This window comes from Streptacidiphilus sp. BW17 (assembly GCF_041262485.1).
Classification (GTDB): domain Bacteria; phylum Actinomycetota; class Actinomycetes; order Streptomycetales; family Streptomycetaceae; genus Streptacidiphilus.
On record NZ_JBGCCR010000032.1, the window covers coordinates 79,152 to 95,598 of the forward strand.

Genomic DNA, 16,447 nt, shown 5'->3' on the forward strand with positions numbered 1-16,447 from the left:
TTTGCTTCCGGCGACTCTTTCCCACACGTAATGCCGGAAGTGCCGGTGGCGGGGGACGCCCCGCCGGGCGAACGCGCAGACTGGGAGGGCGGACCCGTACGCGGCGCGGAGGAGGCTTGATGGCACGGGACGGCGAGCTACGGGACGGCGAATTGCGCGACGGCAGCGGCGAGGCCACGGCCGGAACGGCGTCGGCCTACCTGGACCTGGCGGCCGAGCTGGCGCGGACGGAGGGGCGACGGCTGCTGGACCTCGCCACCGGAGTCCTGGTGGCGCAGCAGGGCGTGGAGCCCGCGGTCGCCGGGGAGGCGCTGCGGCGGCTCGCGGTCGGGGCCGGTCTGTCGATCGCGGACCTGGCCGCCGACATCGTCAACGCCGCCTGCGGGGCGGAGGTCGTGGCGCCGGGAGAGCCGGGGAGCCACGCTCCGGCGCTGCCGGAGCCCCGGGCGCGCCGCCGGATCGCCAGCGCGGGGGAGGCGGACGCCGACCTGGACGAGCTGGCCGCGACCGTGCTCGGTGAGCTGCACCCGCTGGGCGTGCGCGGACTGCTGCTGTGGCGTCGCACCGCCGGCGACTGTCTGCGGCTGGTCGGTTCCGCCGGGTTCCCGCCGCTGGTGCGGGCGCAGTGGGGGCAGATCCCGCCGCAGTGGCGGGCCAAGCCCCAGCAGGCGCTCGACGACGACACTCCGCTGTGGCTGCCGGTCGGCGTCCTGGACCCGCACGAACTCCCCGGCCAGGACCGGACGTCCGCGCGCGCCCTGCTGCCGCTGCGCCACGAGGGCCGCTCGGTGGGCGTCGTCCTGGTCGCCTGGAAGGGGCCCAGGGAGCTGGATCCGGGCCTGCGCCGCCGGGTCCTCGGCCTGGTGGAGGTGCTCGCCCGGGTGCTCGCGCGGGGCGAGCAGGACGCGGACCCGGGCGGATCGCTTCCGGTGCTGGCCTCGGCGCTGGACCTGCTGGCGGAACCGGCGATGACGCTGCGGCGCGGCCGGGCGTCGGGTCCGGGTTCGGGTTCGGGTTCGGGCGGAGCGTCGGCGGTGTTCGTCGAGTACCTCAACGCCGCCGCGTACCGGCTGAGCAGCGGCGTGCCGAGGCCGGTGGGCAGGCCGCTCAGCCACGTCCTGCCGGCCGCCGCTGAGGAGCTGGCTGCCATGGTGGCCGACGCCTACCGGAACGGCGCCGTCCAGCGCGTGGACCGGTTGCCGCAGGTCCGGCGGCCGAACAGCGCGCCGATGCTCAACGTCCGCGTCCTGGCCGTCTCGGCCGAGCGCTGCATGGTCTTCTGGCACACCGAGAACCGGGACCACAGCTTCACCGTGCTGAAGCGGGCGGGACGGCTCGGCTCGCTGGCCGCGTTCGAGGACGACACGGCGCGCGGGGTGACCCAGTGGAGCGAACTGGTCGCCCCGTGCCTCGGACTGCCCGCCGACGCCGAGCCTTTCCCGCTGGAGCAGCTGGCCAACCTGCTGGTGGCCGAGGACCGGCCCGAACTCGCCGGAATGCTGGAGACGTTGACCGCTCGCCTGGACGGCGTCAGCGGCGTGTTGCGGATCCCGCGTCCGGACGGTGGCGTCCGGCACGTCCGCCTGATCGCCGAACCGCTGGTCACCCACGGCACGTTGACCGGTCTGACCGGGTTCTTCCAGGACGTGTCGCTGCAGTACCAGACGGAGGAGGCGCTCGCCGCGACCTTCGACGCGCTCGGCTCCGTGCAGGCCCAGGCCGCGCTGCGGCACCGGCTCGCCCTCCAACTGCAGCAGGCGATCGTGCCCGAGCAGCCGGACCTCGGCGGGCTGCCCGGCCTCCAGGTCGTGGCCCGCTACCGGCCCGCGGCCGAGGAGTACCGGGTCGGCGGCGACTGGTACGACATGCTGGGCCTGCCCGACGGCCGGGTGATGATCGCGGTCGGCGACGTCGCCGGTCACGGCATCGAGGCGGCGACCGGGATGGTGGCGTTGCGCAACGCGCTGCGCGGGCTGGCGGTTTCGGGCGGCGAGCCGGGTGAGTTGATGCACTGGCTCAACGAGGTGACGCTGCGTACCTCCGGCCGTCCGACGGCCACGGCCGTCTGCGGCCACTTCGACCCGGCGGACCGGCTGCTGCACTGGACCAGCGCCGGCCACTTGCCCGCGCTGCTGCTGCGGGAGGGCCGGGCGCGGCTGCTGGAGGCGGAGCCCAACCTGCTGCTCGGCGCGGTGGCGGACACCCGCTACGCCGAGTCGCAGTGCGAGCTGCGCCGGGGCGATCTGCTGCTGCTCTTCACCGACGGGCTGATCGAGCGGCGGCACTCCTCCCTGGACGACGCGCTCGCGCTGCTCTGCCGCGTGGTCGAGCAGCTGGAGGTGGACGGTGACCTCGACGCCCAGGCGGACGCGCTGCTGGCCGCGGCGGTCGGCGACACCGACGACGACGCCAGCCTGGTGCTGGTCCGGCTGAGTTGACGGCTCGTCAGGTCGATTGAGTGACAGATCGTCAGGTCCATTGAGTGACAGATCGTCAGATCGGCTGTCGGATGGGCTGAGTGTCAGCGCAGATGGCGGCGGACCCGGTCGAGCAGGTCGTTCGCGTCGACGGGCTTGACGACGTAGTCGGTCGCTCCCGCGCCGAGGATGTCGTCGCGGTCGCCCGGGAGGGCCTTGGCGGTGACCGCGATGATGGGCAGGTCCACGAACCGGGGCATGGACCGGATCAGCTCGGTGGCCGCATAGCCGTCCAGGCCGGGCATCATCAGGTCCATCAGCACCACGTCGATGTCGCTGCGGGCCTGCAGCACGTCGAAGCCCTCCTGTCCGTCGCGGGCGTGAACGATGGTGGCGCCGTGCAGCTCCAGCAGGCCGGACAGGGCGAAGACGTTGCGCTCGTCGTCGTCCACCACCAGCGCCGTCCGGCCCTCCAGCTCGTCTCCGAGCCGTGGCCCGCGCGTCGTCGGCGCGGGCGCGGGGACCGGCTGCGGCGGAGGCGCGGTCTTCGGCGAGCGGACCGGCAGCAGCAGCGTGAAGCTGCTGCCCTGGCCCGGCGTGCTCTCCGCGTGGATCATCCCGCCGAGCAGGCGGGCGATCTGACGGCTGATCGACAGACCGAGGCCGGTGCCGCCGTAGCGGCGGCTGGTCGTGCCGTCGGCCTGCTGGAAGGCCCCGAAGATGCTGTCCAGGTGCTCCTCGGCGATCCCGATCCCGGTGTCCTCCACCCGGAAGGCCACCACCCGCTGCCCACCGGGCAGTTCGTCCGGCAGCGCGTCCGGCGCCGCCATCTCGACGCGCAGTTCGACGCTGCCGGTCTCGGTGAACTTGACCCCGTTGGAGAGCAGGTTGCGCAGGATCTGCCGCAGCCGCTGCTCGTCGGTCACCAGCTGCTCCGGCAGGTCCGGACCGGTGCTGACGCGGAACTCCAGCGCCTTCTCGGCGGTGAGCGGACGGAAGATGGTCTCCAACGAGTCCAGCAGCGGTCGCAGCGCGAAGGGTTCCGGGCTCACGTCGAGCTTGCCCGCCTCGACCTTGGACAGGTCGAGGATGTCGTTGATCAGCTCCAGCAGGTCCGACCCCGCCGAGTGGATCACGGTGGCGTAGCCGACCTGTTTGTCCGTCAGGGTGCTCCCCGGGTTCTGTGCCAGCAGCTGGGCCAGCACCAGCAGGCTGTTGAGCGGGGTTCGTAGTTCGTGGCTCATGTTGGCCAGGAACTCCGACTTGTACATCGACGCCATCGACAGCTGGTGCGCCCGTTCCTCCAACTCCTGCCGGGCCTGCTCGATCTCCAGGTTCTTGGTCTCGATGTCGGAGTTGCGGTCGGCCAGCAACGCCGCCTTCTCCTGCAGTTCGGCGTTGGAGCGCTGCAACTCCTGCTGCCGCTCCTGCAGTTCGGCGGTGAGCCGACGCGACTCGGTGAGCAGCTCGTCGGTACGGGTGTTGGCCACCAGCGAGCTGACGTTGACGCCGAGCGCCTCGGTCACCATCGACAGGAAGTCCCGGTCGACCTGCGAGAACGGCCGCAGCGAGGCGAGTTCGACGACGCCCAGCAGCTGGTCCTCCATCACGATCGGCAGCAGGATCAGCGAGGCGGGGGCCGCGCTGCCCGCGCCGGAGGAGATGGAGAGGTAGCCGGTCGGCAGGTCCTCGATCAGCAGCGTGCGGCGCCTGCGGGCGCACTGGCCCACCAGGGACTCGCCCAGACGGAAACTGTCGGACTGTCCGCTGGGCGCGCCGTAGGAACCCACCCGGACCAGCAGCGGCCCGTCCGGTCCGTCCTGGGCCAGGTAGAAGGCCCCGAACTGCGCGCCGACCAGGGGGGTCAGCTCGTCCAGCACCAGCTCGGCCACGGCGGTCAGGCTGCGCGGACCCTGGATCAGAGCGGAGATCCGGGCCAGGTTGGTCTTGAGCCAGTCCTGCTCCTGGTTGGTGCGGGTGGTCTCGCGCAGCGACTCGACCATGGCGTTGATGTTGTCCTTCAGGTCGCCGACCTCGCCCGGCGCCTCGACGGTGATCGAGCGGGTCAGGTCGCCCTCCGCCACGGCGCTGGTGACCTCGGCGATCGCGCGGACCTGCCGGGTCAGGTTCCCGGCCAGCTCGTTGACGTTCTCGGTCAGCCGCTTCCAGGTTCCGGAGACGCCCTCGACCTCGGCCTGGCCGCCGAGCCGTCCCTCGGTGCCGACTTCTCGGGCCACGCGGGTGACCTCGTCGGCGAAGGCGGAGAGCTGGTCGACCATGGTGTTGATCGTGGTCTTGAGCTCCAGGATCTCGCCGCGCGCGTCGACGTCGATCTTGCGGGTCAGGTCGCCCTTGGCGACCGCCGTGGTCACCTGGGCGATGTTGCGGACCTGGTTGGTCAGGTTGGTGGCCATGGAGTTGACGTTCTCGGTCAGGTCCTTCCAGGTCCCGGCGACGTTGGGGACGCGGGCCTGGCCGCCCAGGACGCCCTCGGTGCCCACCTCGCCGGCGACGCGGGTGACCTCGTCGGCGAAGGCGGAGAGCATGTCCACCATGGTGTTGATCGCCTCGGCCAGCCCGGCGACCTCGCCGCTCGCCTCGACGGAGATCTTCCGGGACAGGTCGCCGCGTTCGACCGCCTGCGCGACCTGGGCGATCGACCGGACCTGATGGGTCAGGTTGGACGCCATCACGTTGACGTTGTCGGTCAGGTCCTTCCACGTCCCGGCCACGCCGCGGACCGTGGCCTGACCGCCCAGTTTGCCCTCGGTGCCCACCTCGCGGGCGACGCGGGTGACCTCGTCGGCGAAGGCGGAGAGCTGGTCGACCATGGTGTTGATGGTGGTCTTGAGCTCCAGGATCTCGCCGCGCGCGTCCACGGAGATCTTCTGGGTCAGGTCGCCGCCGGCGACCGCGCCCGCCACCTGGGCGATGGCCCGCACCTGGGTGGTCAGGTTGCCCGCCATGGAGTTGACGTTGTCGGTCAGGTCCCGCCAGGTCCCGGCCACGCCGGGGACGCGCGCCTGCCCGCCGAGCCGTCCCTCGGTGCCTACCTCGCGGGCGACGCGGGTGACCTCGTCGGCGAAGGCGGAGAGCTGGTCGACCATGGTGTTGACGGTGTTCTTCAGCGCGAGGATCTCACCGAGCGCGTCGACCTCGATCTTCTGCGTCAGGTCGCCCTTGGCCACGGCCGTGGTGACCTGGGCGATGTTGCGCACCTGGTCGGTGAGGTTCCGGGCCATCCCGTTGACGGAGTCGGTGAGCTCCTGCCAGACCCCGCGCAGGCCGGGCACCTGTGCCTGCCCGCCGAGCCGCCCCTGGCCGCCGACCTCCTGGGCGACCCTGGTCACCTCGTAGGTGACCAGGGTCAGTTGGTCCAGCATCCCGTTGAAGACCAGGGCGATCTCGGCCAGCAGCCCGTCCGTGCCGGGGGACAGCCGGGCCGAGAAGTCGCCGTCGCGCACCGCGGTCAGGCCCGCCAGCAGCTGCCGCAGGCCCTCCTGGCTCCGCTCGTCCGGGCGGTTCGGGTCGGTTCGCGCCGGGACTGGGCGGTTCGAGCCGGGGTGGCTGGAGCCCGGGTGGCTGGAGTTGGGGCCGTTCGGGGGGTACGGCAGATCGGGAGCGGGCGGCGGGGGAGTGTCCATGTCCGGCCTCTCCGCAGGTCGTCCGGCCAGCCGTTCGGTTCGGCCGGCCTGGGCGAGATCGCTTGGCTCCCTTCATCGTTCCACGAGCGCTCCCCGGCCGCAGCCGTCCGGGCGAACCCGTCCGGACCTGGGCGAAGCCGCCTGCAACAACCGCAAGGGTGTCTTGTGATGCATAGCGGGGCACAGGGTGGGCAGACGCTGGCTGACAACCACGGACAGTGAGGAGGCGCCTCGTGGAGGCACGGCACGGACCGGCTCTGTCCTGGCGTGAGCGACGGGCACTCACCGACATCGAGCAGGAGCTGCGCGAGGACGAGAAGCTCGAACAGGCACTACGCACGATGCGGCCACCGCGCCGCGTGCATCTGCCGTCGTTGCATCGTCGGCATCAGGAGGGCAACGGCGGCGCGGGCGTGTGAGCACGACCACGAGATCGGGAGACACGAGATCGGGAGAAGGGGAGATCGGGAGACGATGACCTTGGAGTCTGGTGGTACCGCCGGTGGGCGGTTCACGGTGACCGCGACCTCGCGGCCGAGCGGAAGCCCGGTGCAGCAGGGCGAGAGTGTGCTCCGACTGACCGGAGAGCTCGACCACGACTCGGCCCCGGTGTTGCGGGAGGCGTTCAAGCGTTGCGAGGACGCCGGCGCAGCCCGGATCCTGGTGGACTGCTCGGGCCTGGACTTCTGCGACTCGACCGGGATCAACCTCCTGCTCGACGCCCGGTCCAGGGCCCAGGCACGTGATGGCATCATCGCGCTGGTCGGGATGACCCCGCGGGTGGCCCGGGTCTTCGAGATCACCGGAGCGGCGACGCTCTTCCCGCGCTTCGCCTCCCTCGCCGAGGCCCGGACGGCGGAAGGGGACTGAGCGCAGGGCAGCGGACCGAGAGCGAAGGGCAGCGGACCGAGAGCGAAGGGAGGAGCGCGGTGGAGCACACGCGCGGTACGACCGACGAGTCGCCGGTGGACCGGCTGGTGCTGGTGGACGTGACGGGCGTGGTCGGCCGGTGCCGTGACTTCGTCCAGGCCAGCCTGGCCTCGCGCGGATGGCTCGACGATCCCGGCGAGGATCAGCTCGCCGTGGTCGAGGACGTGCTGCTGATGACCTCCGAACTGGTCACCAACGCCTGTCTGCACGCCGGGGGCCCGCGTGAACTGGCGGTCTCCGGCTGCGGACACGCCGGGCTCCGGATCGAGGTCCTCGATCCCAGTTCCGAGCCGCCGACCCTGCGACCGCTCGCCGTTCCGGCGCGTCCCGGCGGCCACGGCCTGCGGGTCGTCGAACGGCTCGCGCGGAACTGGGGCAGCGAGACCCGGCCGGAGGGCAAGGCGGTCTGGTTCGAGATCGACCGCGCCTGAGGGCTGAGGCAGCGGGCGCGACGCTCACTCGTCGGCGAGCAGGGCCTCACGGAGGCCCTTGAGCGTGCGCGACAGGATGCGCGACACGTGCATCTGCGAGATGCCGAGCCGTTCCCCGATCTCCGCCTGCGACAGCTCCGCGGTGAACCGGAGTGCCAGCACCGTGCGCTCCCGTTCCGGAAGCGCGGCGATCAGGGGCTTGAGGCTCTCCAGGTTCTCGACGCCTTCCAGGCCTCGGTCGAGATAGCTGGTCCGGCGGCTCTGGAGGCCCTCGAACTCCTCGCGGTCGGGCGCTTCGAGGCTGCCGGCGACATAGGCGTTGCTCACCACCACGCCCTCGGCGACCTCCGCCTCGCTGATGTGCAGGTGTTCGGCCAACTCCGCGTCGGTGGGCTGGCGTTCGAGCTCCTGGGAGAGCTCGTCACGGGCCCTGGCCAGACTGAGCCGAAGTTCCTGCAGCCGGCGCGGCACCCGTACCGACCAGGTGGTGTCCCGGAAGAAACGCTTGAGCTCGCCGCTGATGGTGGGCAGCGCGAAGGTGGAGAACTCGACGTGGCGAGCGGGGTCGAAGCGGTTGATCGCCTTGATCAGGCCCACGATGCCGACCTGCAGCAGGTCCTCGGTGGGCTCGTTGCGGTGGCGGAACTGCGCGACCGCGTAGCGGACCAGCGCGAGGTTCAGCTCGACCAGCGTGTTGCGTACGTACGAGTAGTCCGCGGTGCCCTCGTCGAGTTCGCGCAGGCGTCGGAACAGCTCACGGGAGAGGGAACGGGCGTCCTCGGTGTCCACGACGTGTGGTGACGGAAGTCGGCCGGGGACCGGCTCGGCACCGGCCGTCGGCCAGCGTGACGGCGAGGATGACGGAGAAGCGGGCATGGACGGGGATCCTCGGGTGGCGGACGCGCCGTCCCGACGGCGGCGTGCAGGCCCGCCCGGCTCCGACGGGCCCACTCGGACATTTACCCGTTGCCTGGGACATTTACCCGTCTCGGTCACCAAGCGAGCGGGCGCCTTCCGACTGCTCCCAGCGCCTGACTCCACTCGGCTCGGGTCTCTTGCACGCACGGTTGCCGCCGACACGCAGCTACTCGCCTTCGGCGCGGTCACGCCTCCCGGCCGGTCACGCCTCCCGGCCGGTCAGGGCAAGCAGGAGGGTCTGCGCGTCCGAGCCGGGCGGGACCGCGCGGGGGCTGTCGAACAGGCCCGACTCGGCCAGCCGGTCCGGGTACTCGGAGACCTCGTGCAGCGCGAAGGCGACGAGGCCGCTCGGGATTTGCTCCTCCGCGCCGATCGCGCGGGCCAGGTCCCACGAGTGCACGACGATGTCCATGGCCAGCTGGCTGCAGAGATGCGCGGCGAGGGCCGGGCCCTGCCAGAGCCGGACCGTGCGCTCCAGCGCGCCGTCGGCATGGACGGCCTCCTCGGCCTCCGCCGCGGCCTGCTTCCAGGCCAGCACCGGGTCGTCCCCGAGCAGGTCGCCCTCGAACCGGCCGCCCACAGCGGTCGCCGGAGTGCCGGCCAGCAGCGGCGTCACCCACAACTGCTCGACCGTCACGTGGTTGACCAGACCGCGGACCGTCCACAGCGGGCACGGCGTGGGCAGTCTCCACTGCTGGACTTCCACCCGGCGGACCAACTGCCCGAAGTGGTCCAGTGCCGCGCTGTACTGCTGGGCAAGTGACTGCTGGGCGAGCGCCCTTGTCCGCCGACCGTAGGTGACCATGTCGTCACTCCTCGACTACCTCTCCGGGCTTGCACCCGGACTGGGAGAGTGCCCGGTCCAGCGGACTTCACACGTCGCAGCTCCGGCCAGGCATCGGAGGCCACTGCCCCGGCGCGCAGGGTGTCCAGGTCGCCATCAGCTCGCGCCGGATGCCAGAGGCTGGCATCAGGTGTCCTGCTTGCGCGTGTCGCGGGTCGGTGGCCCTGGCTATGATCAACTCCCTTCCGGCGGTGCACCCCGCCGGCGTAGGCATCATCGGGGAGGACGACGTGATCAGGCTTTCCAGCGAGCCCATGACCTGGGTGATGGCCGGGGACAGCATCACCCAGGCCGTGCTCCACACCCACGGCGAACGCGGCTGGGTGGAGCACCTGCACGAGCGGATCCGCTGGCAGCTCGACCGGCTGACCGACATCGTGGTCAACACCGGCGTCTCCGGGTGGCGAGCCCCCGATGTCCTCGGCTCCTTCGAGCACCTGATCGGCCGGTTCCGGCCGGACGTGCTGTCGATCTCCCTCGGCACCAACGACGCGCGGGCGGGTCTGGCCGGGCTTGACGAGTTCCGGGAGGCGATGCACGCGATCATCGCCAGGAGTCGGAACGAGTGCGCGGGCGTGCAGGTCGTGGTGCACACCCCGGTGCTGGTGAGCCTGGCGGGCCGTGGCGCCCGCGGTGAACAACCGGCCTACTGCCAGGCGGTGCGCGAGATCGCGGCCGAGACGGGCGCCCTGCTGGTCGACCACGAGGCGCACTGGCGGGCGCGTTTCCAGGACGCCGACCCGATCCCGTGGCTCGACAACCCGGCCCACCCGAACCCGGTCGGCCATCTGGAGATGGCCAACCTCACCCTGCGCGCCTTGGGTCTGGGCGAACTCTCGCCGCTGTAACAGGCCTTGGGTGCAGGCTCAGCGCTGGGCAGAAGCCAGCAACGCGGCATGAGGGAGGATGAGTCGACCGTCCTGGCCGAGCAACTCTGCGGCGAGCACGTCGAACTGACGCTTCATGCGCGCCCGGACGTCGTCCGGCTGGCTCAGGTACAGCTGCCCGACGTAGGCGACCCCGGAGGCGGGTCCGCCGCTCCACCATTCCGCTGCCGTGGCGTGGTGGTCCCAGCGCAGCGTCCCGCATGTCGAGTCGTCCAGACCGGCCGTGGCCAGCAGGCCGGTGAGGCCGTCCGCGGTGTGCGGGAACGCGTCCGCGGCGGCGACCGGAGGAAGGTGCGCAGGCCGGGGCACGCCCGCCGCCTCGACCGTCCGGTGCAGCAGCGACTGCCCGGCGGGGGCCGGTTCCGCCCAGATCGTGAGCGCGATCCGTCCGCCGGGGCGGACCACGCGGCGCAACTCCACGAGTGTCTCCCTGGGCCTGCCCACATGGTTGAGTACGAAGTTGCCGACGGCGGCGTCGAAAGCGCCGTCCTCGAAGGGGAGTTCCGGCAGCACGGCTGCCAGCACCTCGGCGTCCGGCGCGGTCCGCACGGTGAGCGCCACCATGCTGGGCTCGGCGTCGACCGCTGTCACCTTCGCGCCGCGCTGCGCGGCGGCGGCCGTCACCGTCCCGGTGCCGCAGCCCACGTCGAGAACGCGGACGCCCTCACCCACCGCCGCGGCGTCGAGCAACTGCGGGATCGGGTACGCACACAGCCTCGCCCGGCTCGCCGCGAAGGCCTCGGCTTGTCCCGCCCAGGTGCGGCGCTCGTACTCGTCGAAGGTGGTCATGTGGCCACGCTACTGAACTCGATCTGCCCGAAGGCGTCGACATCCCCCACAGGTCTCGAGACTGGACGCTTGACCCGCTCCCGACATCACGCGTTCGGCAGCGCGTGCCCCACGATCAGGAGCCGGAGCGGGCCTTGAGGGCCTCCTCGGTGAAGACCCGGTAGCCCTGGTCCGGTTGGTAGCCGTGGATCTCGCGGGTGTCGAGCGCCGACATGGAGGCGAGGACCTCCGGGGTGACCGTCTGGCCGGGGACCAGGACCGGGAAGCCCGGCGGGTACGGGGTGACGAAGGTGGCGGAGACCAGGTCGCGGCCCGCGGCCAGGGCGGCGTTGGCCTCGTTGGAGGTGAGGTACTCGCAGAGGGTGTCGTCGTAGGCGAGGTAGAAGGCGGCGCGCATGTCGCCCTCCGGGGTCGCGCCGCCCGGGCGGAACGCGGGGTGGAAGGCGCTGAAGTCCGGCAACGGGACGGATTGTGTGGTCAGTTGGGCCACCCGGCGGCGGTGTGCCGCCTGCTCGCGCGGGCTGCGGGCGTCGGCGTCGTCCTCCAGGCCCCGGACCAGGCGGACCAGGGTCTCGATCAGGTAGGCGACCGTGCTGCGGGTGGTCCCGATGTTGGTCATGAAGAGCAGCGTGTTGCGGGTGGTCTTGTTGATCTGCACGCCGTGACGGTTCATCAGGTGCTCGTGCTTGAAGGTGTCCCCGTCGATGCCGGTGGCTCCGATCGAGAGCGTGGCGCGGGTGGGGTCGAGCACGAACTCGTCCTCCGCCCAGGCGCGGGCCATCGCCGCCTGCCCGGCGCGCAGCGGCTGGTCGATGCCGGAGGTGCGGTAGTGGTCCGGGATCAGTTCGGGCGTGGTGAGGAAGTGCAGGTAGCGGCGGAGCAGCGGGTGTTCCTCGATGGCGTCGCGCAGCAGCCCCGCCTGCTCGACCTGCTTGCGGACCAGGCCGAAGCCCTCCAGCGCGGCCTGCCTGCGGCCCAGGTCGAGCGAGGCGAGGATCTGGTAGCTGGGTGACGTGGACGTGTGCGTCATGTACGCCTCGCGGAAGGTCTCCGCGGCGCGCCGGTGGAAGTCCTGGTCGTGGACATGGATCATCGAGCCCTGGCGCAGCGAGGTCAGCGTCTTGTGGGTCGACTGCGTGGCGTAGACGCGGACCCGGGCCCGCGCCGGGTCCGGGAGCAGACGGTGCGTCAGCAGCGCTGCGTCGTCCGGGTTCTCACCCAGCTCGCGCTGCTGCTCGGCGTACCGCGCCCGGTACTCGGGATCGCGGAAGCGCTCGCGCAGCGTCCCGGCGGCGGCCATGGCGGTGCGCGGGCGGTAGACGGGGTGGAACCGGGCGAAGGCGAACCACGCCTCGTCCCACAGGAAGGCCAGCTCGGGGTGGAGTGCGAGGCACTCCTCCATGACCCGGGCCGGGTGGTAGACCACGCCGTCGAAGGTGCAGTTGGTCAGCATCAGCAGCCGAACCCGGTGCAGCGTGCCGGCCGCGCGGAACTCCAGCAGCTTGCGCTTGATCTCCTCGACGGGTACCGCCCCGTACATCCCGTATTCGTCCAGCGGGTACGAGTCGAGGTAGACGACATGGGCCCCGGCCAGGACCAGCCCGTAGTGGTGGGACTTGTGGCAGTTGCGGTCCACCAGGACGATGTCGCCGGGCCGGACCAGCGCCTGCACCACGATCTTGTTGGCCGTGGACGTGCCGTTGGTGACGAAGTAGGTCTGCTGTGCGCCGAAGGTCTTCGCGGCCAACTCCTGCGCCTCGCGCAGCGGTCCGGTCGGGTCGAGCAGCGAGTCCAGCCCGCCCGAGGTCGCCGAGGTCTCGGCAAGGAAGGTGTTCATGCCGTAGAAGCGGGTCATCTCCGGCAGCCATGGCGATCCGGCGACCGAGGAGCCGCGCGAGATCGGCAGCGCGTGGAAGACGCCGGTGGGACGGCGGCTGTACGCCTCCAGCGCGGAGAAGAACGGCGCGCGGTAGCGGCGGCCGACGCCTTCGAGGATCGACAGGTGCAGCTCCAGCAGCCCGTCACGGGCGTGGAAGACGCGGGCGAAGCGGCCGTCCACCAACCCGGCCAGCACCTCGACGGAGCCGTCGGCCAGCAGGTAGAGGTCCAACTCCGGGCGGATCGACGAGAGTCGGGAGCCGAGGCGGCGCACCCTGCGGTCGAAGGACTGCTCGTCGCCGCGGTTGCCGTCGCTGTCGTCGTCGGCGGTCCCGGTGAAGAACCGGCGCAGCAGACGCAGGTCGTGCCGGGAGCGCCCGGCGAAGCGGCGGCCGATCACCACGGCTTGGAGTCGCACGTTGACCAGCGAGGTGATGACCGCGTCCTCGAAGCTGTCCACCACGACCAGCTCGTAGGCGAACTCGTCGCCGGGCCGCCGCAGCGCATGCAGTCGGGCGCGGAGCGACCGCTCCTCGGCCGGCGTCAACTCGTCGACGACCAGTACCTCGAAGACCGGACGGGCCGGTTCGGCGCCCACAGTGGCCTCGGTCGCGTCGTCGGGCGTATTCGAGGCGTCGGTCTCGTAGGGGCTGCGGGCGCGCCGGACCTCGGCCAGACGTTCCGTCAGTTTCCCTTCCTCGCCTGCCCGGTGGAGTGCGCGGAGTTCGCCGAGGACGACGGTGCCGGGGGAGGACCAGCAGCTCTCGATCGGGCCGAGCAGGTCGAGCAGCTCCTCGACGCGGGCGTCGAGATCGGTGCGGGCCTCGCTCGTGCGCGGCAGGGTGGCCAGGCGGCGCGCGGCCTCCTCCAGGGAGGCCCAGGCGTCGGCGCGCAGGCGGTGGACGCTGTTGTACACGTTCTCGTCCACCGCCTCGGTCGTGGTGGCGAAAGCGGGCGGCTCGGCGTGGGCGTCCATCTCAGGTTCCCTTCGGCAGGCGGAGCCGGTCGCGAGGGAGGGGCCGGTCGTACCGTCTGCATCAACCTATTCACAGGTGGGTGGAATGTATAAGTCCACTCACGCAGGCGTCAACGGCCGCCCACCCTTCGAGAGAGCTCCCGTGCCGTCCGGGTCACTTCCGCGGCCAACTGCTCCTGCTGGGCGGTGTCGACGGAGCTGCTCTCGTAGGTGATCGCCACCCCCGCGACCGGGTGGCCGGTGCGGTCGGTCACCGCCGCGGCGACGGAGGAGAAGCCGAGGGTGACCTCGCCGTCCTCGGTGGCGAAGCCGATGCGGCGCACCTCGACCAGTCGGGTGCGCAGCGCCGTCAGCGAGCGCGGCCCGCCCACCTCGGTCCGCTGCACGAACGCCGTCGCGTCCGGGAAGAGCGCCCGTAGCTGCGCGTTCGGCAGCAGTGCCAGCATCGCCCGGCCGCTCGCGGTCAGCTGCGCCGGAAGCCGCACGCCCACCTCGGTGACCAGCGGTGCGCGTCCCGGAGCGCGCTCCTCGATCAGATAGAGGACCTCCCGTCCGTGCAGCACGGCCAGGTGGGCGTTGTGGCCGGTGCGGTCGACCAGTCGGGCCAGCGGCACCCGGGCGAGGCGCTGGAACGGGGCCTGCCGGGAGTAGCCGGAGCCGAGCTCGAAGGCGCTGACGCCCAGGCCGTAGCGCCGTTCCTCCGGCAGGTGGACGACGAAGCCGTCCGCGGTGAGCGTGTCGAGCAGGTGGTAGGTGGTCGACCGCGGCAGGCCGACGTCGCGGCTGATGGCGGCGGCCGGGACCGGTGCCGCCTGGCGGGCGAGATACCTGAGGACGGCCAGCACCTGGGCCGCCGCGGGCACGATGGACATGCCCGGAGGGTAACCCGCGGGGCCCTGGTTCCCGCCCGCCGGCAGCGTCTGGTATCCCAGACGACTGCACGGCCCAATGTCTGGGATCCCAGACACAAGCCCGGGGAAACCTCTGGTGAACCCCTTGTGACCTGGTGCTTCATAGATGCCATGAACAAGGTGCTTGTCGGGGTCGGCCCGCTCTCCGCCGACGAAGTCGTGTCCGTCGCCCGTCTCGGGGCCGCTGTCGAGATCTCCCTGGAGGCCCAGGAGGAGATCACCCGCAGCCGTAAGGTCATCGAGGACCTCGCCGACGACGTCACGCCCCATTACGGCGTCTCCACCGGCTTCGGCGCGCTGGCGACCCGTCACATCCCGCACGAGCTGCGGGCGCAGCTCCAGCGCAGCCTGGTCCGCTCGCACGCCGCCGGTTCCGGCGCCGAGGTCGAGCGCGAGGTCGTCCGCGCGCTGATGCTGCTGCGTCTCTCCACGCTCGCCACCGGCCGCACCGGCGTCCGGCTGACCACCGCCCAGGCCTACGCCGACCTGCTCAACGCCGGGATCACCCCGGTCGTGCGCGAGTACGGCTCGCTCGGCTGCTCCGGCGACCTGGCCCCGCTGGCCCACTGCGCGCTCGCCGTCATGGGCGAGGGCGAGGTCCGCGACGTCGACGGCACGCTGCTCCCGGCCGGCGAGGCGCTGGCCGCCGCGGGCATCACCCCGGTGGTGCTCAAGGAGAAGGAGGGCCTCGCCCTCATCAACGGCACCGACGGCATGCTCGGCCAGCTCGTCCTCGCCGCCCACGACCTGCGCCGCCTGCTCGCCACCGCGGACATCACCGCCGCGATGAGCGTCGAGGCCCAGCTCGGCACCGACGCCGTCTTCGCCGCCGACCTGCAGGCCCTGCGCCCGCACCCCGGCCAGGCCGCCAGCGCCCACAACCTGCGCGCGGTGCTCGCCGATTCGGAGATCGTCGCCAGCCACCGCGACCCCGCCAACTGCACCCGCGTCCAGGACGCCTACTCGCTGCGCTGCTCGCCGCAGGTGCACGGCGCCGCCCGCGACACCCTCGACCACGCCGAGACCGTCGCCGACCGCGAGCTCGCCAGCGCCGTCGACAACCCCGTCGTCACCCGTGACGGCCGGGTCGAGTCCAACGGCAACTTCCACGGCGCGCCGGTCGCCTGTGTGCTCGACTTCCTCGCGATCTCGGTCGCCGATATCGCCTCCGTCGCCGAGCGCCGCACCGACCGGATGCTCGACGTCGCCCGCAGCCACGGCCTGAACGCGTTCCTCGCCGACGACCCGGGTGTGGACTCCGGCCACATGATCGCCCAGTACACCCAGGCCGCGATCGTCTCCGAGCTCAAGCGCCTGGCCGCGCCCGCGTCGGTGGACTCCATCCCCTCCTCGGCGATGCAGGAGGACCACGTCTCCATGGGCTGGTCCGCCGCCCGCAAGCTGCGCCGCGCCGTCGACGGTCTGACCCGCGTCCTGGCGATCGAGCTGCTCACCGCCGCCCGCGCGCTGGACCTGCGTGCCCCGCTCAGCCCGGCCCCGGCCACCGCGGCCGTCCGCGCCGGTCTGCGCGAGCACGTCGAGGGCCCCGGCACCGACCGCTACCTCGCCCCCGAGATCGAGGCCGCCGTCCAGTACGTCGCCGACGGCCGCGCGCTGGCCGCCGCCGAGTCTGTCACCGGCCGCCTGCACTGAGGCTCTCCCGCCGCTCTTTCCCCCACGCTTTCCCACAGCACCAAAGGACTTCGACATGACGATTCGCACCGAGCCGGTCCGTGCCGCACGTGGTACGGGGCTCAGCACTTTGGGTTGGCAGCAGGAGGCCGCCCTGCGGATGTTGAACAACAATCTGGATCCGGAGGTT

Annotated in this window: 13 protein-coding genes; 7 read left to right on the forward strand and 6 right to left on the reverse strand. The window is 71.8% G+C overall.

Features of this window, described 5'->3' with window-relative positions; genetic code table 11:
• Positions 1-119: 119 nt before the first annotated feature.
• A complete protein-coding gene (locus ABH940_RS29695; protein ID WP_370106673.1) occupies positions 120-2,438 on the forward strand; it encodes a SpoIIE family protein phosphatase in 2,319 nt (772 codons plus the stop codon).
• Between the two features lie 83 nt (positions 2,439-2,521).
• On the opposite strand, the gene ABH940_RS29700 is transcribed toward ABH940_RS29695, so the two are convergent.
• Positions 2,522-6,061 carry a HAMP domain-containing protein gene (locus ABH940_RS29700; RefSeq protein ID WP_370106674.1) on the reverse strand — a complete coding sequence of 1,180 codons (3,540 nt, stop codon included), beginning with the start codon at positions 6,059-6,061 and terminating at the stop codon, positions 2,522-2,524.
• A gap of 233 nt (positions 6,062-6,294) precedes the next feature.
• Here ABH940_RS29700 and ABH940_RS29705 point away from each other — a divergent pair, with 233 nt between their 5' ends.
• The 3 genes from ABH940_RS29705 to ABH940_RS29715 are packed head-to-tail and all read left to right on the forward strand — an operon-like array spanning position 6,295 to position 7,422.
• Positions 6,295-6,480: a hypothetical protein gene (locus ABH940_RS29705; protein WP_370071651.1), complete on the forward strand. Its 186-nt coding sequence runs from the start codon at positions 6,295-6,297 to the stop codon at positions 6,478-6,480.
• Between the two features lie 55 nt (positions 6,481-6,535).
• Positions 6,536-6,931, forward strand: a complete 396-nt coding sequence (locus tag ABH940_RS29710; protein ID WP_370106675.1) for an STAS domain-containing protein — start codon at positions 6,536-6,538, stop codon at positions 6,929-6,931.
• Between the two features lie 59 nt (positions 6,932-6,990).
• Positions 6,991-7,422: an ATP-binding protein gene (locus ABH940_RS29715; protein ID WP_370106676.1), complete on the forward strand. Its 432-nt coding sequence runs from the start codon at positions 6,991-6,993 to the stop codon at positions 7,420-7,422.
• A 24-nt stretch (positions 7,423-7,446) separates the two neighbouring features.
• Here ABH940_RS29715 and ABH940_RS29720 read toward each other — a convergent pair whose 3' ends face one another.
• Both ABH940_RS29720 and ABH940_RS29725 read right to left on the reverse strand, forming a co-directional pair.
• Positions 7,447-8,298: a SigB/SigF/SigG family RNA polymerase sigma factor gene (locus ABH940_RS29720; protein ID WP_370071654.1), complete on the reverse strand. Its 852-nt coding sequence runs from the start codon at positions 8,296-8,298 to the stop codon at positions 7,447-7,449.
• Between the two features lie 244 nt (positions 8,299-8,542).
• Entirely contained in the window at positions 8,543-9,145 is a 603-nt protein-coding gene (locus ABH940_RS29725) for a TIGR03086 family metal-binding protein (RefSeq protein WP_370071655.1), read from the reverse strand.
• A 209-nt stretch (positions 9,146-9,354) separates the two neighbouring features.
• Between ABH940_RS29725 and ABH940_RS29730 the strand changes: the two genes are divergently transcribed.
• Positions 9,355-10,032, forward strand: coding sequence for an SGNH/GDSL hydrolase family protein (locus tag ABH940_RS29730; RefSeq protein ID WP_370071656.1), 678 nt, complete (start codon positions 9,355-9,357; stop codon positions 10,030-10,032).
• 18 nt (positions 10,033-10,050) lie between these two features.
• Here the strand turns inward: ABH940_RS29730 and ABH940_RS29735 are convergent, their stop codons facing one another.
• The 3 genes from ABH940_RS29735 to ABH940_RS29745 all read right to left on the reverse strand — a co-directional run bounded on the left by ABH940_RS29735 (position 10,051) and on the right by ABH940_RS29745 (position 14,586).
• Positions 10,051-10,860 (reverse strand): class I SAM-dependent methyltransferase, encoded by an 810-nt coding sequence (locus ABH940_RS29735; RefSeq protein WP_370106677.1) that lies wholly within the window; start codon positions 10,858-10,860, stop codon positions 10,051-10,053.
• A gap of 115 nt (positions 10,861-10,975) precedes the next feature.
• Complete coding sequence (locus ABH940_RS29740) at positions 10,976-13,714, reverse strand: beta-eliminating lyase-related protein (protein ID WP_370071663.1); 2,739 nt, start codon at positions 13,712-13,714, stop codon at positions 10,976-10,978.
• 110 nt (positions 13,715-13,824) lie between these two features.
• Positions 13,825-14,586: an IclR family transcriptional regulator gene (locus ABH940_RS29745; protein ID WP_370071664.1), complete on the reverse strand. Its 762-nt coding sequence runs from the start codon at positions 14,584-14,586 to the stop codon at positions 13,825-13,827.
• Positions 14,587-14,736: 150 nt separating this feature from the next.
• Here ABH940_RS29745 and hutH point away from each other — a divergent pair, with 150 nt between their 5' ends.
• Positions 14,737-16,278, forward strand: a complete 1,542-nt coding sequence (gene hutH, locus ABH940_RS29750; protein ID WP_370071665.1) for a histidine ammonia-lyase — start codon at positions 14,737-14,739, stop codon at positions 16,276-16,278.
• 55 nt (positions 16,279-16,333) lie between these two features.
• Positions 16,334-16,447: hypothetical protein (locus tag ABH940_RS29755; protein WP_370071668.1), on the forward strand; the 114-nt coding region annotated here is incomplete at its 3' end.

Coding starts and splice junctions, on each gene's coding strand:
- ABH940_RS29695 (WP_370106673.1), top strand. CDS start 120: ATGGCACGGGACGGCGAGCTACGGGACGGCGAATTGCGCGACGGCAGC.
- ABH940_RS29700 (WP_370106674.1), bottom strand. CDS start 6,061: ATGGACACTCCCCCGCCGCCCGCTCCCGATCTGCCGTACCCCCCGAAC.
- ABH940_RS29710 (WP_370106675.1), top strand. CDS start 6,536: ATGACCTTGGAGTCTGGTGGTACCGCCGGTGGGCGGTTCACGGTGACC.
- ABH940_RS29720 (WP_370071654.1), bottom strand. CDS start 8,298: ATGCCCGCTTCTCCGTCATCCTCGCCGTCACGCTGGCCGACGGCCGGT.
- ABH940_RS29725 (WP_370071655.1), bottom strand. CDS start 9,145: ATGGTCACCTACGGTCGGCGGACAAGGGCGCTCGCCCAGCAGTCACTT.
- ABH940_RS29730 (WP_370071656.1), top strand. CDS start 9,355: ATGATCAACTCCCTTCCGGCGGTGCACCCCGCCGGCGTAGGCATCATC.
- ABH940_RS29735 (WP_370106677.1), bottom strand. CDS start 10,860: ATGACCACCTTCGACGAGTACGAGCGCCGCACCTGGGCGGGACAAGCC.
- ABH940_RS29740 (WP_370071663.1), bottom strand. CDS start 13,714: ATGGACGCCCACGCCGAGCCGCCCGCTTTCGCCACCACGACCGAGGCG.
- ABH940_RS29745 (WP_370071664.1), bottom strand. CDS start 14,586: ATGTCCATCGTGCCCGCGGCGGCCCAGGTGCTGGCCGTCCTCAGGTAT.
- hutH (WP_370071665.1), top strand. CDS start 14,737: ATGAACAAGGTGCTTGTCGGGGTCGGCCCGCTCTCCGCCGACGAAGTC.